We start from the raw sequence: 25,388 nt of genomic DNA, 5'->3' as shown, positions 1-25,388 counted from the left end.
GATGTCCTCGGTATCAGATGGTCGCGCCTTCGAGTTCGCCGATCATCTTCTGCATCTCCGCGCCGCCCGCCATCATGTCGAGCACTTCGTTCTTCGTGATGGTGTCCTTCGTGAAGGTGCCCATCGAACGGCCGCGGTTGAGCAGCGTGAAGGAATCGCCGATCGGATACGCGTGATGCACGTTATGCGTGATGAAGATCACGGAGATGCCTTTCGCGCGCGCCTTGTGAATGAGCTTGAGCACATTGAAGCTCTGCTTCACGCCGAGCGCGGCGGTCGGTTCGTCCAGAATGAGCACGCGTGCGCCGAAGTGAATGGCGCGCGCAATCGCGAGGCATTGCTTCTCGCCACCGGACATGGTGCCGATCGGCTGATGCGCATCGCGCACGTTGATGCCCATTTCCGCGAGCTTGGCGCGCGACGTTTCGGCGGCGAGGTCGAGGTCCATCACGCTGAATAGGCCGAAACGCTTCTTCTGCGGCTCGCGGCCCATGAAGAAGTTGCGCGCGACCGACAGCAGCGGCACGAGCGCGAGGTCTTGATACACCGTCGCGATGCCGAGATCGAGCGCCTCTTTCGGCGATTCGAAATGCACGGGCTTGCCATCGACCAGATACTGGCCGGCCGAAGGCGCATGCACGCCTGCCAGCGTCTTGATGAGCGTGGACTTGCCCGCGCCGTTATCGCCGAGCAGACAGTGCACTTCGCCGCGTTTGAGGCGCAACGTCACGCCGTTGAGCGCGATCACCTTGCCGAAGAACTTGCTGACGTTTTCCAGCGCGAGAATGTTGTCGTCGTTCATGGCGGTCGTCCTCATTGCGCCTGCGACACTCGGCGGCGCACGTAGTGATTGAAGAGCACGGCGATCAGCAGCATCACGCCGAGAAACACGCGGAACCAGTCGGAGCTGACGTTCGTGTACGTGATGCCGATTTGCACGACGCCGAAGATCAGGGCTCCGAAGCATGCGCCGACGACCGAGCCATAACCGCCCGTGAGCAACGTGCCTCCGATGACCGCCGCGATGATCGCTTCGAATTCCTTCTGCAAGCCGCGATCCGCCGCCGCCGAGCCGATATCGCACACTTGCAGCACGGCGAAGAGGCACGAGCAGAACGCGGTCAGCACGAAGAGCGAAATCTTCACGCGCTTGACCGGCACGCCGACGTTCTTCGCGGCGTTCGCATCGCCGCCGACCGCGAGAATCCAGTTGCCGTAGCGCGTTTTTGCAAGCACGAACGCGCCGATCGCCGCGAGCACGAGCCACCAGATGATGACCTTCGGGATGCCGGGCACGAGCGGCTCGCCGCTATCGAGCAGCTTGCCGATGCCCAGATGCGCGAGCCACGTGAAGAAGCCGTGCAGCGCGACGCCATGAAAGAACGTATCGGCGACCCAGTCCTTCTGCGCGAGATCGCCGACGCCGGAGATGATCGTGCGGTCCGCGAACATGATCGACAGCGCGAGCGTCAGCCCGCGCAGAATGAACAGAAACGCGAGCGTGACGATGAACGATGGCAGGCGCGTGCGCATCACGAGATAGCCGTTGAGCGCTCCGAGCAGCATGGACGAGACGAACGCGAAGAGAATGGCGAGCGAGATCGGCCAGTGGAAATAGACCGAGGGCAGCGCGACCATCATGCCGGCGAAGCCGATCATCGAGCCGATGGACAGGTCGAACTCGCCCGCGATCATCAACAGGCACGCGCCGACAGCTAGCAGTCCTAAGTAAGCGGCGACCTGTGACCAGTTCATCACGCCGTCGAGGTTGAACATGCCCGACGAACCCGCGCCGAAGCCGAATACGATGAATACCAGCACCGTGCCCGATATCGCGGCGAATTCCGGACGATTGAGCAGATGCCCGAACCACGACTGCCGGCGTACCCGCTCGTCCGATGGCCTGTCCTTGTCGGTCGCAGCGTCGGCGCTGTCGTGCTGAGGATTCGCGTGTGGAGGATAGTGCTTGCCGGCTACGCCCATGATGGCTCCTTGAAACGATCACAAATGCGGTACGGATGCGTGCGGTCCTGCCGCGTCCGGGAATGGACGCAGCAGCATGTCGATGTCTGAGAAACGCGGGCGGCGGCTCGCGTGACGCGCCGCCCGAAGAAGGTCAGCCGCGCATCAGCGATACTGCCCGGCGTACTTCACGACCTTGTCGAGATTGTCTTTAGTGATGAAGCCCGGGCCCGAGCGAATGTTCTTCGGCCCGTACGACGGCTGCAAGCCATAGGTTTCGAGGCGCGCCTTGAACTTCGGGTTCGCTTCGAGCAGCTGGCGGATCTTCGCCGGATCGGTGGTGTGTTCCTTCTTCACGATGGCGAGCACCGCGACCGGAATGTAGCCCTGCAAATACGGCTGCTGGTCGATGGCGAACTTGATCGTGCCGTCCTTGATCGCCTTCGCGATGTCGTCGGAGAAGTCGAAGGTCACGAAATAGACCTTGTTTTGCAGGCCCATTTGCGTCACGGCCTTGAGCGTCGCGGAAGCGGGCGTCGGTCCGAGCGTGAGAATAGCCTGCGTGTCCGGATGGTTGCGCAGGAACGCCGAGACCTTCGACTGGATCTCGGTCGGGTCCTGTCCCGAGTCGACCGTGGACGCCTTGTAGTCCACGCCGATGGCATCGGCGAAACCGCGGCAACGGTCGAACGACACGGTGTTCGTCGCGATATGGTTCACGCACAGGAACGACTTCACGCCGGCCGCTTTCGCCTTCTCGCCCGCCGCCTTGCCCGCCACGTATTCCGGCTGACCGATGTGCATGATCGCGCCGAGTTGCGCGCTTTGTTCCTCGGTGCCCGAGTTGATCGTGACGAGCGGGATCTTCTTGGCCGTCACCTTGTTGAGCGCGCTCTTCAGCACGTCGAAGTCCGCGATCGTCGTGATCACGCCGTCGTAATTGCGCGCGGCGGCCTGTTCGATGAGACGCGCCATGTCGGCGATGTCGCCGTTGGGCGGATTGCGATAGTCGGTCTGGACATTGAAGTCCTCGTCCGCCTGTTTGATCGCGTTCTTGATGGTGTTCCACCACGAGTCCGAGTCCGGCGCGTGGCTGATGAGCACGAATCTGGCGTCCGGCGCCGCGTGAGCGGGGGACGTCGTGAACAACGCGGCGCTGCACAGCGCAGCAGCAGCCGCCAGCGCGCGCAGCGCGGCCCGACCGTTGCAAAGGGTCATTGTCTCCACCTATCTCGGTTGTTGTCTGGTGTGATTTTCTGGCGAGCCGTTCGAGGGCCAGAGGCCCGTCAACCATGCTCACGAGCAAGAGTAGGTCAGTTTTCGGCGGTCTGCAATAGATATTTCAACGGTGCGACAAATGGAAAATGCTTTCCAAATTGCGGGCGGGCTTTCTATAATCGGCTGCACCGGCGCTCGCTTTCGGGCGCCGACGAACCGGGCTTTCCATGCAGGATGAAACCAGTACCGACGTTCTTCCCGTCGACGACCTGATGCAGCGGATCACCGATGCGTATGACTCGCTGCCGCGCCAGTTGAAGAGCGTGGCGTCGTACATCGAGCAGCATCGGCAGAGCGTGATGATGGACCGCACGAGCGATATCGCCGCGTCGTGCGGCGTGCATCCGTCCGCGGTCGTGCGTTTTGCGCAGCGTTTCGGCTTCTCCGGCTTCTCCGACCTCCAGGCGGTGTTCCGGCAGGCGTACGCGGGCGGCAGCACGGCGCAGAGCTATCAGCAGCGCATTCGCAAGCTGATCGACGAGAAAGCCGGCGTCGCCTCGGGTGTATCCGTGGCGCGCGAATTCATCGCGGCGAGCCGCGCGGGCCTCGACGAACTTGAAGCGGGTCTGGACGACGCGCAGTTCGAAGCCGCCGTCGAGATGCTCGAGAAGGCGGAGAACATCTATGTGATCGGCGTGCGCCGCTCGTTCGCGGTGGCGAGCTACATCGTCTATGCGCTCGGCCATACGAAAAAGCGCGTGCATCTGATCTCGGGTGTCGGCGGCATGTTCCGCGAGCAGATCCGCAGCGTGAAGAAGGGCGACGTGCTCATCGCGATCAGCTTCGCGCCGTACGGCAAGGAGACGCAATATTGCGTGCGCGCGGCGCAGCATCACGGCGCGGCGACGCTCGTCATCACCGATAGCCAGCTTTCGCCGCTCGCGCGTCATGCGAGCGCGAGTCTGCTCGTGAAGGAGGGCAGCGCGTTCGCGTTCCGCTCGCTCACGAGCACCATCTGCCTGTGCCAGGCGCTTTTCATCGCGCTCGCGTACCGGCTCGAATTGAACGTCGAAGAATCCAGGGAGACAGGCGGTTATGACGATTGACGTGGCAGTGTTTGGAGCGGGGCGCATCGGCAAGATTCACGCGGCGAATCTGGCGCGGCAGCCGGGCGTGCGGCTGAAGTATGTCGTCGATGTGAACCGTGACGCGGCGGCCGCGCTTGCGGAACAGCACGGCGCGCAAGTAGCCGATATCGACGGCGCAATGGGCGATGCGGCGATCGGCGCGACCGTCGTGTGTTCGAGCACGGACACGCACGCGGACCTCATCATGCAGTCGGCATCACAAGGCAAGCACGTGTTCTGCGAGAAGCCGGTGGACCTGACGCTCGAACGCGCGCGCGCCTGCGCCGATGCCGTTCAACGCGCGGGCGTCGTGTGCATGATCGGCTTTCAGCGGCGCTTCGATCCGACGTTCTCGGCGCTGAAGGCGCGCGTCGATGCGGGCGAGATCGGCGATCCGGAAATGCTGATCGTCACGAGCCGCGATCCGGGCGCGCCGCCGGTGGAGTACATCAAGCATTCGGGCGGCATCTTCAAGGACATGCTGATCCACGACTTCGACATCTTCCGCTGGATGCTCGACGACGAAGCCGAGACGCTGCACGCGACCGGCAGCTGCCTCTCCGATCCGGCTATCGCGGATGCCGGCGATATCGATTCGACCGCGGTCACGATCCGCACGAAGCGCGGCCGGCTGTGCCAGATCAACACGGCGCGGCGCGCGGCGTATGGCTACGACCAGCGGTTCGAGTTGCTCGGCAGCGCGGGCATGCTTCAGGCGGGCAATGTGCGGCCGACGGAAGTGACCGCGTATTCGAAGACGTCCGTCTCGACGGACGTGCCCGAAGCGTTTTTCCTCGAACGTTACCGCGCGGCGTATGCGCTCGAAATCGCGCATTTCTTCGATGCCGTCAATCATGGCAAGCCGGTCCGCACGACGGTCGCCGATGGCCTGAAGGCGCTGGAACTGGCCGAAGCCGCGACGCTGTCGTGGCGCGAGAAGCGCATCGTGCGGCTTGCGGAGCAAGCGGCGTGAGCGCGGTTCGTGTGGGCATCGTCGGGCTCGGGCGGCTGGGACGGCGCCACGCGGAGAACCTCGCGTGGCACGTGCCGGGCGCGAGGCTCGTTGCCGCGTGCAGTCCCGTCGACGAGGAGCGCGCGTGGGCGCGCGAACGCTTGCCGGAGCTTGCGCTCTACGCGGACTACGACGCGCTGCTCGCCGACGCATCGGTCGATGCGGTGTGGCTCGTCACGCCGACCTCGCTGCACGCGCGGCAGATCATCGCCGCGCTGGAGGCGGGCAAGCACGTCTTCTGCGAGAAGCCGCTCTCGCTCGATCTCGCCGAATGCGACCGCGTGATCGAAGCGCACGCGCGGCATTCGCACTTGCACGTGATGATCGGCTTCGTGCGCCGCTTCGACGCGAGTTACCGCGATGCGTTCGAGCAGGTCGGGAAGGGCGCGATTGGCCGGCCGTTCATGGTGCGCTCGCAGACCTGCGACAAGAATGACCCTGACGGTTTCTTCGTGCGCTTCGCGCCGACTTCGGGCGGACTCTTTCTCGATTGCAGCGTCCACGACATCGACCTCGCGCGCTGGATGCTCGGCAATCCGCGTGCGAAGCGCGTGTTCGCGAGCGGCACCATCGCGATTCACGAGGGCTTGCGCGAATGCGGCGACATCGACAACGGCGTGGGCGTCGTCGAGTTCGACGATGGCCGGCTCGCCGTGTTCTACGCCTCGCGCACGATGGCACACGGGCATGATACGCAGACCGAAGTAATCGGCACGGCGGGGGCGTTGTCGGTGGGGCGCAATCCGCGGTTGAATCGCGTCGAAATCGCGGATGAGCACGGCATGCGCAACGCGTGCACGCCGACGTTCTTCGAGCGTTTCGAGGATGCGTTCTTGCGCGAGGCGCAGGCGTTCGTCGCGTTGCTGAACGACGGCACGCCGACCGGTCTCACGCTCAACGATGCGCGAGAAGCGACGCGCATCGGGATTGCGCTGCGGGAAGCGTATGGGAGCGGGCGGCCGGTGGATCTGTGAGCGCTGCGGAACGCATCGCCCGCATTCGCGTTGATGCCGCCGTCAGCCCACGACCAACGAAACCGGCTTGCCGATGCGGGCGAGCATCTCCACGAGCGAGTCGATCGTGAACTTGCTCGACTTCTTGTTGACGACGTCCGATACACGTGGCCGGGTGACGTGGAGAATTTCGGCCGCATCGGCTTGCTTCAGGTTTTGGGCTTCGATCCAGGCCGCCAGCTCGTCCATGAGTTGCTGTTTGAGCAGCAGCGTCTGACCGATGAGCGCCTGCGATTCGGCTTGATACCGGCGTGCTTCCGCCGGCGCGAAACCCAGCTCTGCGAAGATGTTCGCACCTCGCTTGGTCACGTGCCGGACTTTGGTGTCGACCTTGTTCATGTTCGTGCCTTTCTTTCCCGAACGATCGCCCGATAGCGAGCGGCGGCGATTTCCCTGTCGTGCGTGGATGTTGCTTGCGATTTCTTCTGGAAGCAATGCAATACGAAAACGGCTTCTTCGAACTTCGCTACATACATGACGCGATAGATCCCGCTTGTGTCCCTGATGCGGATCTCCCGCACACCGGGGCCGACATCGTCGAAGGGCTTCCAGTCTTCGGGATCGAGCCCGACTTGTAGACGGCCAAGCTGGAACCCTGCTTCGCGCCGTGCCGCAGAAGGGAACTCAAGAATGTCGTCATAGGACGAGCCGACCCAGCGGATTTCTTTCTCATCGGTCATTGTACAAAATTTTATACAGCCTCGTCGACGCTTGCCGTCGAAAGACGCCTGGCAGAGAGAGACTGCGTAGGGTGGTGAACGAGAGTTTGAAAATCTATCCGCTCGCGCTGCGTGAAGTGGAAAACTCCCAGGCGAGAAGAGGGAAGGCAACGAGCGGCACCCGGTGGATCTCTGACCGCTGCGTTAAAATCGAACCATCAGGCACACGGAAGGTTCAATCGCGATGGAAGTTCACAAGGAAGTCGACGCACGCGGGCTCAACTGCCCGTTGCCGATTCTGCGGGCGAAGAAGGCGCTGGCCGACATGACGAGCGGCCAGATTTTGAAAGTACTCGCGACCGACCCCGGCTCGCAGCGCGATTTCGCCGCGTTCGCCAAGCAGACCGGCAATGAAATCGTCGAGTCGAGTTCGCAGGACAAGACGTTCATCTTCTTGATGCGGCGCCGCTGAGAATCAGAAGCGCAAAAGCAAAATGCCCGTCACGAGCGTGACGGGCATTTTTTTGTGCAAAGGCCGTTGACGCTTAGCCTTCGAGAACCGGCGAACGCGTGCGCAGGTATTCTTCGAAGTCCTTCGCCACTTCCGGATGGCGCAGCGCGAATTCGACCGTCGCCTTCAGATAGCCGAGCTTGCTGCCGCAATCGAAACGCGTGCCGTGATACTTGTACGCGAGCACTTGCTCGTCCGACAGCAGCGACTGAATGGCATCCGTCAGTTGCAGCTCGCCGCCCGCGCCGGGCTTTAGCGCGCGGATGTGGTCGAAAATGCGCGGCTTCAGCACATAGCGGCCGACCACGCCCAGGTTCGACGGCGCGACCGCCGGCTCCGGCTTCTCGACGATGCCCGACAGCTTGACGATGTTGTCTTCCCACTCCTTCCCGTCGATGATGCCGTACGACTTCGTCTCTTGCGGCGGGATCTCTTCCACGCCGATCACCGAGCTGTGATAGTGGTCGAACACCTCGATCATCTGCGACATGACCGGCGGCCTGCCGTACAGCAAGTCGTCCGCGAGGATCACGGCAAACGGGTTGTCGCCGACGAGCTTTTCGGCGCACAACACCGCGTGACCGAGACCGAGCGCTTCGGCCTGACGCACATAGAAGCAATCCACGTGGCTCGGCTTGATGCTGCGCACGAGCTCCAGGAGCTTCTCTTTGCCGCGCGCCTCCAGCTCGGCTTCGATCTCGTAGGACTTGTCGAAATGATCCTCGATGGCACGCTTGCTGCGGCCGGTGACGAAGATCATTTCGGTGATGCCGGCGGCCATCGCTTCTTCGACCGCGTACTGAATCAGCGGCTTGTCGACGACCGGCAGCATTTCCTTCGGGCTAGCCTTGGTCGCGGGGAGGAACCGCGTGCCGAGACCCGCAACGGGAAAAACCGCTTTGGTAACTTTTAGCATGTGATGACCCTGATCCTCTTAATCATTTAGAACATCGAGTGAAGCGACTGAACAGGGCGTAAAAACGACTCCCATTAAACTTCCATCACACGGGCAGCCGCAATAATTGCGCCTGGAGCTTCTCGATAGTGGTCTTGTATTCTGCCAGCCTTTTGCGCTCCTGTTCAACGACAGCGGCCGGCGCCTTTGCAACAAAGCTTTCATTGCCCAGCTTCGCGTTACATTTGACGATCTCGCCGCCAAGACGTTCGACTTCCTTCGTCAAACGCTCGCGTTCCGCCGCCACGTCGATCTCGACTTTCAGCACCAGCTTGTGCGTGCCGACGATCGCCACCGGCGCGCCATGCGCTTCTTTATCGAGCGCGGCTTCGTCGTCGATGATCTTCACTTCCGCGAGACGCGCGAGTGCCGCGATGTAGGGCGCGAACGACGAAAGACGCGCGGCGTCGCCATGCGCGAGCAAGGGCACCTTCACCGCGGGCGACAGGTTCATTTCGCCACGCAGATTACGACATGCGTCGATCACTGCTTTCAGTTCGGCGGCCCACTGTTCAGCGGATTCATCCAGCTTTTTCGTCTCGGCGCACGGATACGGCTGCGTCATGATCGACGCTTCGCCTTCTTTCGCGCCCGCCGGGTACGCGTCCGTCAACGGGGCGACCTTCTGCCACAACGCTTCGGTGATGAACGGAATGACCGGATGCGCCAAACGCAGCACCGTCTCCAGCACGCGCAAGAGCGTGCGGCGCGTGGCGCGCTGCTGCTCGGGCGTGCCGTTCTGAATCTGCACCTTCGCGAGTTCGAGGTACCAGTCGCAGTACTCGTCCCACACGAACTTGTAAATTGCGCTTGCGACATTGTCGAAGCGATAGTCCCCGAAGCCCTTCTCGACTTCCGCTTCCACGCGCTGAAGCAGCGACACGATCCAGCGGTCCGCCTGCGAGAAGTCGGTATAGCCGCCGGGTCCGCAGTCGCCGGGCTTGCAGCCGGCCGCGTTCGCGAAACCGCAATCGTGGCCTTCGCAATTCATCAAGACGAAACGCGTGGCGTTCCAGAGCTTGTTGCAGAAGTTGCGATACCCCTCGCAGCGTGCCAGATCAAAATTCACATTGCGACCGAGCGTGGCCATCGACGCCATCGTGAAGCGCAGCGCATCCGTGCCGAACGCCGGAATGCCGTCGGGGAATTCCTTACGCGTCTTCTTCTCGATCTGCGCGGCCTGCTTCGGATTCATGAGGCCGCTCGTGCGCTTGGCGACGAGCGTTTCGAGGTCGATGCCATCCACGATGTCGATCGGGTCGAGCGTGTTGCCCTTGCTCTTCGACATCTTCTGGCCTTCCGCGTCGCGCACGAGGCCGTGCACATAGACGGTTTCGAAGGGCACCTTGCCGGTGAAATGCGTGGTCATCATCACCATCCGGGCGACCCAGAAGAAGATGATGTCGAAGCCCGTCACGAGCACCGACGAAGGCAGGAACGCCTTCAGTTCCTTCGTCTCGTTCGGCCAGCCGAGCGACGAGAAGGGCACGAGCGCGGAGGAGAACCACGTGTCGAGCACGTCGTCGTCGCGCTTGAGCGAGCCGGTGTAACCCTGGCGCTCGGCGTCCGCGCGGGCTTCGTCTTCGGTCTTCGCGACGAAGATTTCGCCGTTCTCGCCGTACCACGCGGGGATCTGATGCCCCCACCACAACTGACGCGAGATGCACCAGTCCTGAATGTTTTCGAGCCACTGATAGTAGGTCGTGGTCCAGTTCTCCGGCACGAACTTGATCTCGCCGTTGCGCACGACATCGAGCGCGGTCTCTGCAATCGACTTGCCCGGATTGAACGTGCCTTCGGGTGCGGGCTTGCTCATCGCGACGAACCATTGGTCGGTGAGCATCGGCTCGATGACGACGCCCGTGCGGTCGCCGCGCGGCACCATCAGCTTGTGCGGCTTGACCGAATCGAGCAGACCTTGCGCTTCGAGATCGGCGACGACCTGCTTGCGCGCCTCGAACCGGTCCATGCCGCGATATTTCTCGGGCGCGTTGTCGTTGATCTTCGCGTCGAGCGTGAGGATTTCGATCTGCGGCAGCTTGTGGCGCTGGCCGACCGCGTAGTCGTTGAAGTCGTGCGCGGGCGTGACCTTCACGACGCCGGTGCCGAACTCGCGGTCCACGTAGTCGTCCGCGATCACGGGAATCTCGCGGTCACACAGCGGCAACACGACGCTCTTGCCGATGAGATGCGCATAACGCTCGTCTTCCGGATGCACCATCACGGCGACGTCGCCGAGCATGGTTTCGGGGCGCGTCGTCGCGACCGTGAGATGCCCCGAGCCGTCCGGCAGCGGGTACTTGATGTGCCACAGGCTGCCGTTCTCTTCCTCGCTCACGACTTCGAGATCGGACACGGCCGTGCCGAGCACCGGGTCCCAGTTCACGAGCCGCTTGCCGCGATAAATGAGCCCTTGCTTGTAGAGCGTGACGAAGACGTCGCGCACGGCGGCGGACATCTTGTCGTCCATCGTGAAGTATTCGCGCGACCAGTCGATCGACGCGCCGAGCCTGCGCACCTGCCGCGTGATGGTCGAGCCGGATTCCTGCTTCCACGCCCACACGCGCTTCAGAAACTCTTCGCGGCCCAGGTCGTGGCGCGAGATGCCTTGCGCGTCGAGCTGTCGTTCCACGACGATCTGCGTCGCGATGCCAGCGTGGTCCGTGCCCGGCACCCACAGCGTGTTTTCGCCGAGCATGCGGTGATAGCGCGTGAGGCCATCCATGATGGTCTGGTTGAACGCGTGCCCCATATGCAGCGTGCCGGTGACGTTCGGCGGCGGCAGTTGAATGGAGAAGTTCTTGGCACCTTCCTTGAAGGTCGGCGCGGAATAGCCGCGTTTCTCCCATTCCGGGCCCCACTGGGACTCGATGTTCTGGGGCTCGAAACTCTTCGCAAGCGTGCTGTCGCTCATCGTGAAATCTGCCGAAAAATGCGTGAAAAGATGCGGGGTAATCACCGATTATAAGGTTTGGACCGCGAAATCGGACGAATCCGGGCGCGGCCGGTCCATGGCCGCGAACGGTTCTCCGGGCGACGCCATCGGCGCGGTCTTATAATGGTCGGCTCGCCGGCGACTTCTTGCCGGCTTCTTCGGTGCGCTTGCCGCCGCTCACTTTCCCATGCCCGATTTACTCGCCAACCTCAATCCCGAACAGCTCGCCGCCGTGACGCTGCCGAACGAGCCCGCGCTGATTCTCGCGGGCGCGGGCAGCGGCAAGACGCGCGTGCTCATCACCCGCATCGCGTGGCTCATCCAGCAGGGTTACGCATCGCCGCAGACCATTCTCGCCGTCACGTTCACGAACAAGGCGGCGCGCGAGATGATGTCGCGCCTGTCCGCGCTTCTGCCCATCGACACGCGCGGCATGTGGATCGGCACGTTCCACGGCCTCTGCAACCGCATGTTGCGCGCGCATTACCGCGACGCGGGCCTGCCGCAGTCGTTCCAGATTCTCGATACGGCGGACCAGCTTTCCGCGATCAAGCGGCTCATGAAGGGCCTGAACGTCGACGACGAGAAGTATCCGGCGAAAAATCTCCAGTACTTCATCAACAACGCGAAGGAACAAGGGCTGCGTCCGAAGGATGTCGATGCGACCGACAACTTCAACCGCAAGTTCGTCGAGCTGTACGAGGCTTACGACCAGCAATGCCAGCGCGAAGGCGTCGTCGATTTTCCGGAGCTTCTGCTGCGCTGCTATGAACTGCTCGCGCACAACCCGCCGCTGCGCGCGCATTATCAGGCGCGCTTTCGCAATATCCTCGTCGACGAGTTTCAGGACACGAACAAGCTGCAATACGCGTGGCTGAAGCAGCTCGCGGGCGAGCACAACGCGATCTTCGCCGTGGGCGACGACGATCAGTCCATCTACGCGTTTCGCGGCGCGAACGTCGGCAACATGCACGATTTCGAGCGCGAGTTCCGCGTGCGCAATCTCATCAAGCTGGAGCAGAACTACCGCTCGCACGGCCATATTCTCGATACCGCGAATTACCTGATCGCGAACAACGCGCGGCGGCTCGGCAAGAATCTGCGCACCGACGCGGGGCACGGCGAGCCGGTGCGCGTCTACGAAGCCGCGACCGATTCGCAGGAAGCCGGCTGGATCGTCGAGGAAATCAAGGCGCTCATCAACACGGGACTCGCGCGCGGCGAGATCGCGGTGCTGTATCGAAGCAACGCGCAGTCGCGCACCATCGAACATACGCTCGTGAACGCGGGCATTGCGTATCGCGTGTATGGCGGCTTGCGGTTCTTCGAGCGTCAGGAAATCAAGCACGCGCTCGCATATCTGCGCCTGATCGACAATCCGAACGACGACACCGCGTTTGCGCGTGTCGTCAATTTTCCGACGCGCGGCATCGGTGCGCGTTCCATCGAGCAACTGGCCGACGCCGCGCGTCTCTACAACTGTTCGATGGCCGCCGCCGTGCCTTACGTGACCGGCAAGGCGGGATCGAGCCTCGGCGCGTTCGCGACGCTCATCGCGAAGATGCGCGCCGAAACGCAGCAGATGAGCCTGCCGGAAACGGTCGAATACGTCGTGCGCGCAAGCGGACTCGCCGCGTTCTACGAGACCGAGCGGGAAGGGCAGGACCGGCTCGAAAACTTGCAGGAACTGGTCAACGCGGCAGCGGCGTTCGTGAGCGAAGAAGGCTACGGACTGGACACGCCCGCGCGCTCGATTCCGTTGCGCCCCGGCGCGACCGCCGCGCAGGAGATCACGGCGGTCAGCGACGACGGCGAGATCGAAGTGCTGGATGCGCCCGGCATCGCCGATCCCGCGCAGAATCCGGACACCATGACGCCGCTCGCGGGCTTTCTGTCGCATGCATCGCTCGAAGCCGGCGACAACCAGGCGCAAGCCGGGCAGGACGCCGTGCAGTTGATGACCGTCCACGCGGCGAAGGGGCTGGAGTTCACGGCGGTGTTCATCACCGGGCTGGAAGAAGGACTCTTTCCGCACGAAAACAGCGCGCAGGAATCGGACGGCCTCGAAGAAGAGCGGCGGCTCGCGTATGTCGCGATCACGCGGGCGAAGGAGCGGCTGTATCTGTCGTTCGCGCAGAGCCGCATGCTGCACGGCCAGACGCGCTACAACATCCGCTCGCGCTTCTTCGACGAATTGCCGGAAGGCTCGCTCAAGTGGCTCACGCCCAAAGTGGAGGCGGGCGCGCGCTGGGGCGGACGCGCCGACAACGCCGGCTGGGGCCGCGACTGGTTCGCGCGGCCGGGACAGGAACGCGGCGGTCCGTCGACGGCGAGCGCGGCGCTGCCGTCGTTCGCGAACGAACAGCGCGCGGCCGATACCGGCTTCAAGGTCGGGCAGGCCGTCTTCCACACGAAGTTCGGCGAAGGCACCGTGACGGCGCTCGAAGGTTCCGGCGCGGACGCCCGCGCGCAGGTGCGCTTCAAGCGTCACGGCGAGAAATGGCTGGCGCTGGCGGTGGCCAAGCTACAGGCGGTCGAGTGAAGCGGCTTGCGATCATGGCGGCGCTGCCGCAGGAACTGGGCGATCTCATCGCGCACATGCGGGGCGCGGGCGACGTGCGCACGGTCACACTCGGCAAGCGCGAATATCACGTCGGCGAGGCGCATGGCGTGCCGGTTGTCGTGACGCTCGCGCGCATCGGCAAGGTCGCGGCGGCCGCGACGGCGAGCGCGCTCATCCACGTCTTCGGCGTCGATGCGATTCTCTTCACCGGCGTCGCGGGCGGCGTGCGGGCGGACGTGCGCGTGGGCGATATCGTCGTCGCGAACGCGCTGCTTCAGCACGATCTCGACGCGTCGCCGTTCTTCCCGCGCTACGAAGTGCCGCTGCTCGAGCGCACGCATTTCGACGCCGACAGCGCGCTGTCGGACGCGCTCGCCGCTGCGGCGCTCGCGTTCATCGAAACCGAAGGCGATGCGCTCGCCGAGCGCTTCGCGGTCGTGCGGCCGCGCGTGCATCGCGGGCTGGTGGTCAGCGGCGACAAGTTCATCGCGAGTCACGAGGCAGTGAGCGCGTTGCGCGTTGCGCTGCCGGATGCGCTCGCGGTCGAGATGGAAGGCGCGGCGCTCGCGCAGGTCTGCTACGAGCACGGCGTGCCGTGCGCCGTTGTCCGCACCGTTTCCGATACGGCCGATGCCGCCGCGCCCGCGTCCTTCGCGGAATTCTTGACGGCGATCGCGGGGATGTATTCGTCGGGGGTGTTGTCGCGGTTTTTGATGCGGGCTGGGTGAGCGGTTGAGGCGGTCGTTCGACCCGGGCCGTTTGCTCGCACTACTTCAACCACCGCAAGCAGCAGCGTGCGAATCGGCGGCTGCCACATCTTGCCGCATCCGTCCCATCACGCTTGTTATTGAGAATGATTCTCAATACAATGAGGTCATACATCGTGGATACACGACTGGAGGCCCAACGTGACCAACGATCCGAACCCCAACGCCGTAGCACACAGCGACCCGCCCGATGCGCACGCGGACCGCGCCATCGCAGCGAACGCCGCCAAAGTCCTGGAAACAACCCGCCGCGCTTGGGCCGAAGCGCCCGCCGCGCCGTCGTCCGCGAGCGTCGAATGCCCGCCGCCGCGCGCCGCGCGAAAAAAGCGCGTCGTGCCGCGCCGTTCCCGCTGGGCGAGTCTCGTCGCCGCCCTGAACGAATGGAGCCCGAAGCCGCTGTGATCGCCGCCGACCATACTTCCAAAGCCCTCGACACGTCCATGCTCGACGCAAGCCGCTTCCCGCTCGTGCGCGTGCGGCGCCGGGCGATGAAGCCCGGCTACGCGTTCGCGTGGTCCGCGCAGATGCGCCGGCTGCTCGCCCTCGCGACGCCGTTCGTCATCGTCGCGGAACACAGCGACGACGAAACGCCCGGCGACTTCGCTCTGCGCGCTGCTTGGCTGCGCACGCATCGCGTGGCGCTTGCGGCGTACTGCCGCGGATTCATCGTGATCGAACCGCGCATCGAGGCCCGGGCGACGACGCGCGAAACGCTGCGCGCGCTCACGCAAGACAGCGGCGTGCGAACGGTCGTTGTATCGAGCATGCGCGTGGCAGGCGAACTAGCGCCGGTGCTGCTCAGGCACGGCGCGGCACCGGCCAGCGCGCCGCGATCGCGCAGATCGGAGAGCCGCGCGGTCTGAACCCGCGGACCGCGCGCAGCTGCTCACACGATCAGGGCGCGCCCTCTCTAGCCAGCCATTCGCCCGCTGCTCTATGCTGTGGAGCGAGTCGATTTGCATCGACTCGCCACCGCTTGCATCTTGCAGAGGACGCGCATGCCGACTTACCGAGAAGCGTATCGCCAGTCGATCGAAGAGCCCGAAGCGTTCTGGGCCGAACAGGCCCGCCGCATCCATTGGCAGACGCCGTTCGAACAGGTGCTCGATGCGAGCAACCCGCCGTTCGCGCGATGGTTCGTCGGCGGACGCACGAACCTGTGCCATAACGCGGTCGATCGCCATCTCGCTTCGCGCGCGCAGCAGGACGCGCTCGTGTATGTCTCGACGGAAACGGGCATCGAGCGCCGCTACACCTACGCCGAGCTGCACGCGGAAGTGAACCGCATGGCCGCCGTGATGCGCTCGCTCTCGGTCAAGAAGGGCGACCGCGTGCTCATCTATCTGCCGATGATTCCCGAGGCGCTGTTCGCGATGCTCGCGTGCGCGCGCATCGGCGCGATCCATTCGGTCGTGTTCGGCGGCTTCGCGGCGCCGAATCTCGCGGCGCGCATCGACGATGCCGAGCCCACGCTCATCGTCACCGCCGATGCGGGCGCGCGCGCGGGCAAGGTGATCGACTACACGCCGCTCGTCGACGAAGCCTTGTCGCGCGCCGAATTCAAGGTGCCGCAAGTGCTTTTGATCGACCGGCAGCTTGCGCCCGAGCGCCTTCAGGCGAGTTATCTGGTCGCGTACGAGCCGCTGCGCGAGCAATTCTTCGACGCGCACGTTCCCTGCGAATGGCTAGAATCGAACGAGCCGTCGTATGTGCTCTACACGTCCGGCACCACGGGCAAGCCGAAGGGCGTGCAGCGCGATGTCGGCGGCTATGCGGTCGCGCTCGCGGCGTCGATGGAGCATATCTTTCAGGGCGCGGCGGGCGACACCATGTTCACGGCATCGGACATCGGCTGGGTCGTGGGGCATAGCTACATCATCTATGCGCCGCTGATTGCGGGACTCACGACCGTCATGTACGAAGGCACGCCCGTTCGTCCGGATGGCGGCATCTGGTGGCGGCTCGTCGAGCAGCACAAGATCAACCTGATGTTCACCGCGCCCACCGCGATCCGCGTCTTGAAGAAGCAGGACCCGGCGCTGATGGAGAAATACGACCTGTCGAGCCTGCGCACGCTTTTTCTGGCGGGCGAGCCGCTCGACGAACCCACCGCGCAGTGGATCCACAGCGCGTTGCAAAAGCCCGTGATCGACAACTACTGGCAGACGGAAACCGGCTGGCCGATGCTGGCGATACCGCGCGGCATCGAGGCATTGCCGTCGAAGCTCGGCTCGCCGGGCGTGCCGTCGATGGGTTTCAACCTGACCTTGCGCAACGAGCTGACCGGCGAGCCGTGCGCGCCGGGCGAGAAGGGCGTCGTGACGCTCGGCTATCCGCTGCCGCCGGGCTGCATGCAGACCGTCTGGGGCGACGACCGGCGCTTCGTCGAGACGTACTGGCAGAGCGTGCCGAACCAGATGGTCTATTCGACGTTCGACTGGGGCGTGCAGGACGAGGACGGCTACGTGTCGATACTCGGGCGCACCGACGACGTGATCAACGTGGCGGGGCATCGGCTGGGCACGCGCGAGATCGAGGAGGCGTTGTCGGCGCACGCGGCGGTCGCGGAAGTGGCGGTCGTCGGCGTGACGGATGCGCTCAAGGGGCAGACGGCAACGGCGTTCGTGGTGTTGCGCGACGCCGATCGCATCAATGCGCCGGGCGCGCGCGAAGGCATGGAAGCGGAGTTGTGCCACGCGGTCGATACGCAACTCGGCGCGATTGCGCGTCCGGCGCGCGTGCATTTCGTCACGATGCTGCCGAAGACGCGATCGGGCAAGCTGCTGCGCCGCGCGATTGCCGCACTGGCCGAAGGCCGCGATCCCGGCGATCTGCCGACGATCGAGGACGCCGGCGCGCTCGCGCAGATTCGGGCGGCGCTGGGAGCATTCGGCAAGCGATAAGGCAGACACGCGGCATTGATCTTACGCAAGCGGAGCCGCAATTCAACGCTCGCGGGCGATATTGCCTGATGCGGTGGCGCATACGATCAGGAGACCTTTTCAAAGGAGGGTCTCCATGTCATACCGATATTCCGACGCAGCCAGCCTGGAAGGCACCGACATGGTCGGATCGCACCAGTGCGTCGATCTGGTCAAGCACTATGCGCACGCGCCTGTCACCGCTTTGTGGCGCGAGGGGCAGCGCGTGCTCGACGCCACGTTGATTCCAGCGGGCACTGCCATCGCCACGTTCGTGGAGGGCAGATACCGTAGCCACGCTCACGGCAATCATGCCGCGCTTTTTCTGCGCCGCGAGGGCGATTGCATCTGGGTGATGGATCAATGGGCGAACGACGAAGACAACAAGCCGGTCGTCTCGTCGCGTGCCATTTGTCGGAAGGGGCGGCTGAAGAACGGCCACTACGCGGACCCGAGCAATAACGCCGACGCCTTTTCCATCATCGAATGAGGGCGCGCGTGATGTCATGCAGCAAGCCTCGGATGTGGGCGGCAATCGGCGCTGCACTTCTCGCGGCATCGGGTGCGGCTGCCGCCATGGAGATCGCATGCCCCGCGCGCGTGACGATGCAGCCGGCCCTCATCACCGATGCACCAGACGGATGGCAGCCGCAACAACGGCGCACGACGCTATCGGTGCAGGACGTCGTCGTGACGATCGGGCCGCCAGAGCAACGGCATGATCTGAAGCCGGACATCACGATGGTCAACGGCCGCAGGTCGTACAACTGGCGATTCGTCGCCGCCGAGAACGAGCACGGCGTCTGGCTATCGTGCGGATATGGCAACACGATACTGCTTTCGCAAAAGCTCTCGACGCCGGTAGCCCAGTGTCAGGCGCAGGAGCCCATCGTCGAAAACGGCTACAGGAAGCTTGTCATCACCTGTCGTTGAGCCTGCCCGCCAACACAGACGCCCGGCCACGTTTCCATGACCGGGCGTCCTACCGAAGCACGAGGCTCAAGCCTTCGCGTCGTGGGTCTTGGGCAGAAACACCGTCAGCACGCCGATCAACGGCAAGAACGCACAAAGCTTGTAGACAAAGTCGATGCTCGTCACATCCGCGAGATGCCCGAGCACCGCCGCGCCGACGCCGCCCATGCCGAACGCGAAGCCGAAGAACAGGCCCGCGACCATGCCGACCTTGCCGGGAATCAGTTCCTGCGCGTAGACCAGAATCGCCGAGAACGCCGAGGCCAGCACGAGCCCGATCACCACCGACAGCACGCCGGTCCAGAACAGGTTCACATACGGCATGAGCAAGGTGAACGGCGCGACGCCGAGAATCGATACCCAGATCACCGCCTTGCGTCCGACCTTGTCGCCCACCGGCCCGCCGATGATCGTTCCGGCCGCGACCGCCGCGAGGAACACGAACAGGTGAATCTGCGCGGCCTGCACCGACACGCCGAACTTGCTGATCAGATAGAACGTGAAATAGCTCGTGATGCTGGCAAGGTAGAAGTACTTCGAAAAGACGAGCAGAACGAGCACGCTCATCGCCAGCATCACCTTCTCGCGCGGCAGCGCCGCGTGCGCCGTCTTCGCGCGGCCTTTCTTGACCGCCGGATGACGCTTGTACCAGCGGCCGATGTTCGCGAGCACGACCATCGCGAGGAGCGCCGCCGCCGAGAACCACGCGATCGAGCGCTGGCCGTGCGGAATCACGACGAGCGCGGCAAGCAGCGGCCCGAGCGACGAGCCCGCGTTGCCGCCCACCTGAAAGAGCGACTGCGCGAGTCCGTGCTTGCCGCCCGACGCCATGCGCGCCACCCGCGACGATTCCGGATGGAACACCGACGAGCCGCAGCCCACCAGCGCCGCCGCGATCAGCAACGTGCCGAAGTTGCCCGCAATCGACATCAGCAGAAGACCGGACAGCGTGAAGCCCATCCCGACGGGCAGCGAATACGGTTTCGGGTGCTTGTCCGTGTACAGCCCGACGATCGGTTGCAAGAGCGACGCGGTGATCTGATACGTCAGCGTGATCAGCCCAATCTGCCCGAAGGTGAGCGCGAACTCGCTCTTGAACATGGGGTAGATCGCCAGAATCAGCGACTGAATCATGTCGTTGAGCAGATGCGAGAAGCTGATCGCGCCCAGCACGGAATACACGGTGCGCGGCGCCGGCGCGGGCGCCGCGCTGGCCGCATTCACTGCCGACGCGCCGCCCGAACTCGGGAAGGCGCCTTTGTCGATGCTTGTTTGCATGGTTGAAGTGAGGAGAAAGAAGCGGTGGTGTCGGATTCGTTCTGCTCGCGATTCATGCGCGAACCGAATGTCTGCACAGTGTAGGTTGGCTCGCTTGCGTTGTCATGCCAAGGTTTGTCGAGAATCGGACACGGCGTTGTCGATGCCGCGCGTATCGTCGGAACAAACGAATTTTGGCCGGTTATAAGACTGGCCGGGCATCGAACGACCGTACGTACCCGCTAAAGAAAAACGAGGCATATGCCGTAGAACAGCGATGTGGGCGTCCCGGACAGCGGGCGTACCGTTCGAAGAAAATCACTCGGGGATACATGATGAGACTCTTTCCGCTACGCGGCGCGCGAGGCGCCGGCCTGATGCCGAACGCCGCTTCGGGCCGGCCGGCACTCGCCGCAGGAAACCAGACGGCTTCGAAGCGCACGCTGTCCGTGAAGGCGACGTTGCGCCTCGCCTTCGGCCTCGTTCTGGCGGGCACGCTCGGCATCGGCGCGATTGCGCTCACGCAGATCAGCCGGCTCAACGGCGCGACGGAGTCCATCTATACGCAAGGCTATGTCGCGAGCCGGGCGGCCGAGGAAACGCGCGGCTATCTGCTGCGCGCGAGCCGTTCGCAGAAGATGCTGCTCACCGCATCGACGGCGAAGGAGCGCGACGACCTCGGTAACGAGATCGAACACGCGCTGACCGAGATCGGCAAGGAGCAGGCGCAACTGGCGCAGTACATCGACCATGCGGATACGGACGCGCTCGCGCAACAGAAGCGTTTTGCCGCCGCGCTCGCGACGTGGAGCGGCAACCTGCGCGGCTTCGTCAAGCTCGTGAAGGAGCAGCCGCTCGATCTCTCGCAGATGAACTGGCAAGTCGGCATGCAGGACGTCTCGCTGCTCGTCGAGACCAGCAAGCTGGAGAAGATGGTCGATGAGCTCGTCGCGCGCCGGGGCGCCGCCGCGAAAGCGACCATCGATGCCGCCGCGTTCATCTTCCATTCGTCGTTCGTGATGGTGGCGGCGCTGACGATTGCGCTTTTCGTGCTCGCGATCATCGTCAGCGAATGGGTCGTGCGGCGTCTGTCCGGACAACTCGGCGGCGAGCCGGGCTATGCGAAGGAAATCGCGAGCCGCATCGCGTCGGGCGATCTCGCTTATCCGATCCGCCTCAAGCGCCGCGACGACGCCAGCATGCTCTATGCGTTGTCCGAGATGCAGTCGGGCTTGTCGGCGACGGTCGGCGAGATTGCGGCGAGCGCGGAGGCGATCGCGTCGGCGTCGAGCGAAATCTCGACCGGCAACGTGGATCTGTCGCGCCGCACGGAAGAGCAGGCGGTCGCGCTGGAGAAGACCGCGGCCAGCATGGAGCAACTGACGTCGACGGTGCGCCAGAACGCGGATAACGCGATGCAGGCGACGACGCTTGCGCACAACGCGTCGGAGATCGCGGAGAAGGGCGGCAAGGTGGTGGGCCGCGTGGTCGAGACGATGGAGCGCATTGACGCGAGCGCGAAGAGCATCGGCGACATCATCGGCGTGATCGAGGGCATCGCGTTTCAGACGAACATTCTCGCGCTGAACGCGGCCGTGGAAGCGGCGCGCGCCGGCGAGCAGGGACGCGGCTTCGCGGTCGTGGCGGGCGAAGTGCGCGCGCTGGCGCAGCGGTCGTCGGCGGCGGCCAAGGAGATCAAGACGCTGATAGACACGTCGGTTTCGCGCGTGTCGGATGGCTCGACCTTTGCGCACGAGGCGGGCGCGACGATGGAGGAAGTGGTGCGCGCCGTGCGACGCGTGACGGACATCATGGGCGAGATTTCGGCGGCTTCGGCCGAGCAGAAGTCGGGCATCGAGGCGATTGGACACGCCGTGTCGCAGATGGACGCCGGGACGCAGCAGAACGCGGCGCTCGTCGAGCAGGCGGCGGCTGCGGCGCAATCGCTCGATGATCAAGCGCGCGCGCTTAAGGGGCTTGTTGGGAAGTTTCAGTTGGTCTGAGGGGTCTTTTTGTTGCGGGGTTGGGCGCGTGCGCGGGCTGTTGGCGTAGCCGTTGCTTTTTTAATTTAGAACGAACGAGCCGCGCAAGTTAGGCGCGCGAATGACCGGCGGCCAGTAAAGTCCCGCTTCGAGCGAAGCGGGACAAAGCGTTTGAAGTGTCACTCTGTTCTCGGCTTTTCCGTGAGCCATTCAACCGGCGAGGCAGTCGAGATTTGCAGACTGCAGTGTGACTATTCATTCTCAGGCAAGGCCGGCGGCTCCAATTTGACCTTCAACATGGGCTTTAACGCTGGATAATAAAGGGCAAGCACTGATAATGCCGTCGCGCCGAGCCGCTGAGCTACGGCATCGGTGAGTTCATGTTTGACGCTTTCGAGCGACCAGTCTGCTTTGACCGCACGGGCGACAAACGGCGCGATGTCAGCATCGTTCAAGGAACAGACCGTCAACTTGTCCGCCGCCTCGTCGTACGACACGACGACTGAACGTTTTGGGGGGGGATTCTTCATCAATACCCTCTGCATTGGTTGTAGTTGGCAAACGCCTGCGCTTTGCAAGCGACGTATGTATAGGAGTCCTGGGTCATTGCACTATAGAGCTTGCACTCGTCAAGCTCTCGCTCGTATTGAGCGTGGCATTCAGCTTCGTCAGCCTCGCTAACGCCACGCGCCGCAAGGGCGGTGACGTCGTCCTTCGAAGAGCCGTCGCCATACTCGAGCGGTTCCGTATCGCCGAGCGGTGCAGAGCCGTCGCCGTCGTCTGAGTCATCGTCACCGCCGCCGAGCAAAGCGCCCGCCGCTGAGTTCACCGCACCGAGCAAGTCGAACCCATTGTCCGCCGAAGCGGGAGCGCCTCGACTGGGTAACGGATCGAGCGTAGCGCCTGCAACGCCGCTAGCGGATGAGTCTAGCGCGGGGAGTTCGCCGTTTGCTCGCTTGAGGGCGAAGAACTTCGCGCTAGTCAAGACGTCAGCCGGGTACGAATAGCCACCGCCGCCTATTGCGGGCCAGTATTGCGGCGCGGGGTCGGGCTGCATGACGCGCGGCGCTGCCCTATAGCGGCGGTTCACTACAGGCACAAGCCGGCCGGATGCCACCGCATCCATCAGCAGGTTCTGCACTCCGATGTTGTCGGTTGGCAGCTTCCAGTGTGCCAACCGCAGCCAGTCGCGGACGAACGCCTGAATGTCGCGTAGCGCTTTCGCGCCGACAATGGAACGCAAATCCCAACCGGAGCGAAAGTGTCGAGCGAAAGCCGCCCGGTCGTCCGCAAGTTGCCTTAAGCGGAATTTCTCCCACAACTCGCCCTTATCGATTTCGCTGAGAGGTCTTGCATTCCACGAACGGGCAAGGGTTTCAAGCTCGGCGTCCGGATACAGCACGCGAGCCCACATATCACTGTATCCGCGCCCCCAACGGATGAGATCGTAATACTGGAACTCCGGAATGAGCATGCATTGCCACCCAGTTTCGAGTGGCACAGAAAGCGTATTCCACGTCATGACTTAGCCGTTCAGTCTTCGAACTTTCAGCGTAGCGCGCATTCATGAGCGAAGGTGCAAAATTGGGTCAAGGTTTCAGCAGGGTAGGGGGCCTCTGTGGGGTGACGTTGGACCTGGCCCTCGTGTGTCGTGCACGCGTCGCACGGAAAGGACGAGACAATAAAAAGCCCCGCTCGGCGAGAAGCGGGGCTAACGAATCAAAAAGTTGAATCCACTACTGCGTGTCGTGGCCAATTCGACGAAGCGTGTCAACCACGTCCGCGCACACCGGACGGCTATGTCTCCGGTTCATTCACAGCAGCAAAGAAAGTGACCCCCGCCCCGGGGAGGGGCAACGCTAATAGACCGACGCGAAAGCAAGTTCCCCGATGAAAGAGGGCGGCGAGAGCAAAAAGCCCAAAAGCCCTCAAATCAAATCAACTCAACTTCCTTCCAATTAGCATTGAAAAAAAAACGGCTAAGCTCCCGTGTGAGCTCATTGAGCGCTCCCATCTCCTGTGGAGAGATCTTGTGCACATGCTGCCCGACAGTCCAGTCGCCATAAACGAGCGCGACAGTCGAATCGTTCGCCTTCACGGGCAGCAGCACGAAAGCCTGCGCCTCGCCGAGCGTCTCCTTGTACCAGCGCGGCAAACGCGCGTCGATCCGCGGATCGTGCGCATTCTCGATGAAGATGCCCACAGGATTCGTGATCGCGAGATGGAACACATCCGGCCGGAACTCGGCGCTGAAACAAAGCGAAGAAAGCATCGGCTCGATGCCCGCGCCCATGCCGAGACGCGCCTGGAATTCATTGTTGGCCTGGCGCACGAAGACGACCGTGCGCGACAGACCGAGCCCCGCGAGCACCGCCTCCGACGCCAGCGCGAGCACCGGTGAGAGCGCGTTCTTCGACGGCAGCGAGCGCAAGTCGGCAAGACTCGCGCCGATGCGCGCCTCCGCCGATACGCTCGCCCGCGCCATCGCGTCCGCGTCCGCCTGTAGTTCGACAATCTCGCGCATCACGCCGTCGCCGCTGTCCTCGCTCGCGAGCGCAAGGCTCATCGACGCGAGCGTTTCCGCGTCCGCGTTGAGCGCGCCGCTGTAGCGCTCGGCGATATCGACGAGCATGGATTCGCGCCCGCCCGCCGCGACGTTCTGCGCGGTGAGCGCATCGGCGACTTCGGTCGAATAGTTGGTGACGGCCTGCAGCCAGCGCACGTGCTTCGGCACGGTTTCATCCGGCGGCGCGGTCGGGTCGCTCACGCGCATGCCGGCGCGGATCGTTTCCGGCAGGCGCCAGCGGTCCGCCGCCTCGATGCCGATTTCCTCGAACGTCACGCCGAGCAGCGCGGCGCACGCGCTGCTGTCGCTGATGTTCTCGGTGGCCGCCTTGCGGCGCAACTGGTCCCACTCGTGTTCGAGATAGAACGCGACGAGCAGCTTGCCGATCTGCCGCATCAGCGTGCAGACCACGGCTTCTTCCGCCGAACGCAGGTCGATGCGCTCGGTCACTTGCCGCGCGACCGTGCCCGAAAGCAGCGTGCGGTTGAGTTCGAGCTTGGCGTCGATGCGGCGCGGCGCGCTCTGATGAAAGTGGTCGACGAGCTTGAGCCCGACGACGAGATGCCCGACCGCGTCCATGCCGAGCACCATCAGCGCGCGGGTGACGGTCGTGATGTTGCCGCCGAAAGCCATGTACATCGCGGAATTCGCGAGCCGCAGCACCTTCTGCGTGAGCCCGAAGTCCGACAGCACGACTTGCACGAGTGCAGTGAAGTCGAGGTCGTCGTCGCTCATCGCGGACACGGTCGTGCGCAGCGCCTGCGAAAGCATCGGGAAGTCCCCGCGCTCGCTCATGCGCTGCCACAACTTGTCCAGTAGTTCGGCCTTGGTGCGTGCCATGCGTAAAAAAACCTGTTGTTGCGAGAACGGCTAACCCGAAGCGGCTCTGCCCGATTCATCATTCAGCGGCCGGTCCCGGAAGATACACGGATTCAGGGCGTTAAGGCGCGCTCTTTGATTAGAACACG

23 protein-coding genes are annotated in these 25,388 nt (G+C 63.6%); 12 read left to right on the top strand and 11 right to left on the bottom strand.

What is annotated here, in order from left to right:
- Positions 1-13: 13 nt before the first annotated feature.
- The 3 genes from LDZ26_RS08545 to LDZ26_RS08535 form a co-directional block, all read right to left on the bottom strand.
- Positions 14-802, bottom strand: a complete 789-nt coding sequence (locus LDZ26_RS08545) for an ATP-binding cassette domain-containing protein (RefSeq protein ID WP_370650540.1) — start codon at positions 800-802, stop codon at positions 14-16.
- An 11-nt stretch (positions 803-813) separates the two neighbouring features.
- Positions 814-1,983: an ABC transporter permease gene (locus tag LDZ26_RS08540; protein WP_244846854.1), complete on the bottom strand. Its 1,170-nt coding sequence runs from the start codon at positions 1,981-1,983 to the stop codon at positions 814-816.
- Between the two features lie 144 nt (positions 1,984-2,127).
- Entirely contained in the window at positions 2,128-3,180 is a 1,053-nt protein-coding gene (locus tag LDZ26_RS08535) for a sugar ABC transporter substrate-binding protein (protein WP_175944318.1), read from the bottom strand.
- Positions 3,181-3,407: 227 nt separating this feature from the next.
- Here LDZ26_RS08535 and LDZ26_RS08530 point away from each other — a divergent pair, with 227 nt between their 5' ends.
- From LDZ26_RS08530 to LDZ26_RS08520, 3 genes are read left to right on the top strand one after another with little or no spacing between them, the layout of a single operon-like run.
- A complete protein-coding gene (locus tag LDZ26_RS08530; RefSeq protein WP_244846853.1) occupies positions 3,408-4,286 on the top strand; it encodes a MurR/RpiR family transcriptional regulator in 879 nt (292 codons plus the stop codon).
- The gene (gene iolG, locus LDZ26_RS08525) at positions 4,276-5,280 is read left to right on the top strand and encodes an inositol 2-dehydrogenase (protein ID WP_244846852.1); all 1,005 of its coding nucleotides are present in this window, start codon (positions 4,276-4,278) and stop codon (positions 5,278-5,280) included. Before LDZ26_RS08530 ends, iolG begins: the two co-directional genes overlap by 11 nt.
- The gene (locus LDZ26_RS08520; protein WP_244846851.1) at positions 5,277-6,293 is read left to right on the top strand and encodes a Gfo/Idh/MocA family oxidoreductase; all 1,017 of its coding nucleotides are present in this window, start codon (positions 5,277-5,279) and stop codon (positions 6,291-6,293) included. Before iolG ends, LDZ26_RS08520 begins: the two co-directional genes overlap by 4 nt.
- Before the next feature lie 42 nt (positions 6,294-6,335).
- Here the strand turns inward: LDZ26_RS08520 and LDZ26_RS08515 are convergent, their stop codons facing one another.
- Both LDZ26_RS08515 and LDZ26_RS08510 read right to left on the bottom strand, forming a co-directional pair.
- A complete protein-coding gene (locus LDZ26_RS08515; protein WP_244846850.1) occupies positions 6,336-6,671 on the bottom strand; it encodes a helix-turn-helix domain-containing protein in 336 nt (111 codons plus the stop codon).
- Positions 6,668-7,012 carry a type II toxin-antitoxin system RelE/ParE family toxin gene (locus LDZ26_RS08510; RefSeq protein ID WP_244846849.1) on the bottom strand — a complete coding sequence of 115 codons (345 nt, stop codon included), beginning with the start codon at positions 7,010-7,012 and terminating at the stop codon, positions 6,668-6,670. The genes LDZ26_RS08515 and LDZ26_RS08510 overlap by 4 nt, the downstream gene beginning before the upstream one ends.
- 223 nt (positions 7,013-7,235) lie before the next feature.
- Here LDZ26_RS08510 and LDZ26_RS08505 point away from each other — a divergent pair, with 223 nt between their 5' ends.
- The gene (locus tag LDZ26_RS08505) at positions 7,236-7,463 is read left to right on the top strand and encodes a sulfurtransferase TusA family protein (protein ID WP_206466644.1); all 228 of its coding nucleotides are present in this window, start codon (positions 7,236-7,238) and stop codon (positions 7,461-7,463) included.
- Positions 7,464-7,536: 73 nt separating this feature from the next.
- On the opposite strand, the gene galU is transcribed toward LDZ26_RS08505, so the two are convergent.
- Both galU and LDZ26_RS08495 read right to left on the bottom strand, forming a co-directional pair.
- Positions 7,537-8,418 carry a UTP--glucose-1-phosphate uridylyltransferase GalU gene (gene galU / locus LDZ26_RS08500; protein WP_244846848.1) on the bottom strand — a complete coding sequence of 294 codons (882 nt, stop codon included), beginning with the start codon at positions 8,416-8,418 and terminating at the stop codon, positions 7,537-7,539.
- A gap of 85 nt (positions 8,419-8,503) precedes the next feature.
- Positions 8,504-11,371 carry a valine--tRNA ligase gene (locus LDZ26_RS08495; RefSeq protein WP_244846847.1) on the bottom strand — a complete coding sequence of 956 codons (2,868 nt, stop codon included), beginning with the start codon at positions 11,369-11,371 and terminating at the stop codon, positions 8,504-8,506.
- A 208-nt stretch (positions 11,372-11,579) separates the two neighbouring features.
- Between LDZ26_RS08495 and LDZ26_RS08490 the strand changes: the two genes are divergently transcribed.
- From LDZ26_RS08490 to LDZ26_RS08460, 7 genes are all read left to right on the top strand, one after another.
- Positions 11,580-13,934 (top strand): UvrD-helicase domain-containing protein, encoded by a 2,355-nt coding sequence (locus LDZ26_RS08490; RefSeq protein ID WP_244846846.1) that lies wholly within the window; start codon positions 11,580-11,582, stop codon positions 13,932-13,934.
- Positions 13,931-14,683: a 5'-methylthioadenosine/adenosylhomocysteine nucleosidase gene (locus tag LDZ26_RS08485; protein ID WP_370650539.1), complete on the top strand. Its 753-nt coding sequence runs from the start codon at positions 13,931-13,933 to the stop codon at positions 14,681-14,683. Before LDZ26_RS08490 ends, LDZ26_RS08485 begins: the two co-directional genes overlap by 4 nt.
- A 180-nt stretch (positions 14,684-14,863) precedes the next feature.
- Entirely contained in the window at positions 14,864-15,124 is a 261-nt protein-coding gene (locus LDZ26_RS08480; protein WP_244846844.1) for a hypothetical protein, read from the top strand.
- A 38-nt stretch (positions 15,125-15,162) separates the two neighbouring features.
- On the top strand, positions 15,163-15,585 hold the full coding sequence (locus LDZ26_RS08475) for a hypothetical protein (protein WP_244846843.1): 423 nt from the start codon (positions 15,163-15,165) through the stop codon (positions 15,583-15,585).
- A gap of 135 nt (positions 15,586-15,720) precedes the next feature.
- Positions 15,721-17,625 carry a propionate--CoA ligase gene (locus LDZ26_RS08470; protein ID WP_244846842.1) on the top strand — a complete coding sequence of 635 codons (1,905 nt, stop codon included), beginning with the start codon at positions 15,721-15,723 and terminating at the stop codon, positions 17,623-17,625.
- Between the two features lie 115 nt (positions 17,626-17,740).
- Positions 17,741-18,133: a BPSL0067 family protein gene (locus LDZ26_RS08465; RefSeq protein WP_244846841.1), complete on the top strand. Its 393-nt coding sequence runs from the start codon at positions 17,741-17,743 to the stop codon at positions 18,131-18,133.
- Complete coding sequence (locus tag LDZ26_RS08460) at positions 18,130-18,576, top strand: STY0301 family protein (RefSeq protein ID WP_370650538.1); 447 nt, start codon at positions 18,130-18,132, stop codon at positions 18,574-18,576. The genes LDZ26_RS08465 and LDZ26_RS08460 overlap by 4 nt, the downstream gene beginning before the upstream one ends.
- A gap of 66 nt (positions 18,577-18,642) precedes the next feature.
- Here the strand turns inward: LDZ26_RS08460 and LDZ26_RS08455 are convergent, their stop codons facing one another.
- Positions 18,643-19,893 carry an MFS transporter gene (locus tag LDZ26_RS08455; RefSeq protein WP_244846839.1) on the bottom strand — a complete coding sequence of 417 codons (1,251 nt, stop codon included), beginning with the start codon at positions 19,891-19,893 and terminating at the stop codon, positions 18,643-18,645.
- A 314-nt stretch (positions 19,894-20,207) separates the two neighbouring features.
- Here LDZ26_RS08455 and LDZ26_RS08450 point away from each other — a divergent pair, with 314 nt between their 5' ends.
- Positions 20,208-21,875 (top strand): methyl-accepting chemotaxis protein, encoded by a 1,668-nt coding sequence (locus LDZ26_RS08450; protein ID WP_305038315.1) that lies wholly within the window; start codon positions 20,208-20,210, stop codon positions 21,873-21,875.
- Between the two features lie 230 nt (positions 21,876-22,105).
- Here the strand turns inward: LDZ26_RS08450 and LDZ26_RS08445 are convergent, their stop codons facing one another.
- The 3 genes from LDZ26_RS08445 to LDZ26_RS08435 form a co-directional block, all read right to left on the bottom strand.
- The gene (locus LDZ26_RS08445; RefSeq protein WP_244846837.1) at positions 22,106-22,384 is read right to left on the bottom strand and encodes a hypothetical protein; all 279 of its coding nucleotides are present in this window, start codon (positions 22,382-22,384) and stop codon (positions 22,106-22,108) included.
- A complete protein-coding gene (locus LDZ26_RS08440) occupies positions 22,384-23,376 on the bottom strand; it encodes a hypothetical protein (protein WP_244846836.1) in 993 nt (330 codons plus the stop codon). The genes LDZ26_RS08445 and LDZ26_RS08440 overlap by 1 nt, the downstream gene beginning before the upstream one ends.
- 411 nt (positions 23,377-23,787) lie before the next feature.
- Positions 23,788-25,260, bottom strand: a complete 1,473-nt coding sequence (locus LDZ26_RS08435) for an HDOD domain-containing protein (RefSeq protein WP_244846835.1) — start codon at positions 25,258-25,260, stop codon at positions 23,788-23,790.
- Positions 25,261-25,388: the final 128 nt, after the last annotated feature.

Origin of the sequence: Caballeronia sp. SL2Y3 (assembly GCF_022879575.1) — a bacterium.
In the GTDB taxonomy this organism is placed as follows: domain Bacteria; phylum Pseudomonadota; class Gammaproteobacteria; order Burkholderiales; family Burkholderiaceae; genus Caballeronia.
This window is presented reverse-complemented; position numbering and strand designations above follow the sequence as displayed.

Coding starts and splice junctions, on each gene's coding strand:
- LDZ26_RS08450 (WP_305038315.1), top strand. CDS start 20,208: ATGAGACTCTTTCCGCTACGCGGCGCGCGAGGCGCCGGCCTGATGCCG.
- LDZ26_RS08445 (WP_244846837.1), bottom strand. CDS start 22,384: ATGAAGAATCCCCCCCCAAAACGTTCAGTCGTCGTGTCGTACGACGAG.
- LDZ26_RS08510 (WP_244846849.1), bottom strand. CDS start 7,012: ATGACCGATGAGAAAGAAATCCGCTGGGTCGGCTCGTCCTATGACGAC.
- LDZ26_RS08460 (WP_370650538.1), top strand. CDS start 18,130: ATGAGGGCGCGCGTGATGTCATGCAGCAAGCCTCGGATGTGGGCGGCA.
- LDZ26_RS08545 (WP_370650540.1), bottom strand. CDS start 802: ATGAACGACGACAACATTCTCGCGCTGGAAAACGTCAGCAAGTTCTTC.
- LDZ26_RS08515 (WP_244846850.1), bottom strand. CDS start 6,671: ATGAACAAGGTCGACACCAAAGTCCGGCACGTGACCAAGCGAGGTGCG.
- LDZ26_RS08490 (WP_244846846.1), top strand. CDS start 11,580: ATGCCCGATTTACTCGCCAACCTCAATCCCGAACAGCTCGCCGCCGTG.
- LDZ26_RS08475 (WP_244846843.1), top strand. CDS start 15,163: ATGCTCGACGCAAGCCGCTTCCCGCTCGTGCGCGTGCGGCGCCGGGCG.
- LDZ26_RS08455 (WP_244846839.1), bottom strand. CDS start 19,893: ATGCAAACAAGCATCGACAAAGGCGCCTTCCCGAGTTCGGGCGGCGCG.
- galU (WP_244846848.1), bottom strand. CDS start 8,418: ATGCTAAAAGTTACCAAAGCGGTTTTTCCCGTTGCGGGTCTCGGCACG.
- LDZ26_RS08470 (WP_244846842.1), top strand. CDS start 15,721: ATGCCGACTTACCGAGAAGCGTATCGCCAGTCGATCGAAGAGCCCGAA.
- LDZ26_RS08495 (WP_244846847.1), bottom strand. CDS start 11,371: ATGAGCGACAGCACGCTTGCGAAGAGTTTCGAGCCCCAGAACATCGAG.
- LDZ26_RS08540 (WP_244846854.1), bottom strand. CDS start 1,983: ATGGGCGTAGCCGGCAAGCACTATCCTCCACACGCGAATCCTCAGCAC.
- LDZ26_RS08530 (WP_244846853.1), top strand. CDS start 3,408: ATGCAGGATGAAACCAGTACCGACGTTCTTCCCGTCGACGACCTGATG.
- LDZ26_RS08440 (WP_244846836.1), bottom strand. CDS start 23,376: ATGACGTGGAATACGCTTTCTGTGCCACTCGAAACTGGGTGGCAATGC.
- LDZ26_RS08465 (WP_244846841.1), top strand. CDS start 17,741: ATGTCATACCGATATTCCGACGCAGCCAGCCTGGAAGGCACCGACATG.
- LDZ26_RS08435 (WP_244846835.1), bottom strand. CDS start 25,260: ATGGCACGCACCAAGGCCGAACTACTGGACAAGTTGTGGCAGCGCATG.
- LDZ26_RS08535 (WP_175944318.1), bottom strand. CDS start 3,180: ATGACCCTTTGCAACGGTCGGGCCGCGCTGCGCGCGCTGGCGGCTGCT.
- iolG (WP_244846852.1), top strand. CDS start 4,276: ATGACGATTGACGTGGCAGTGTTTGGAGCGGGGCGCATCGGCAAGATT.
- LDZ26_RS08505 (WP_206466644.1), top strand. CDS start 7,236: ATGGAAGTTCACAAGGAAGTCGACGCACGCGGGCTCAACTGCCCGTTG.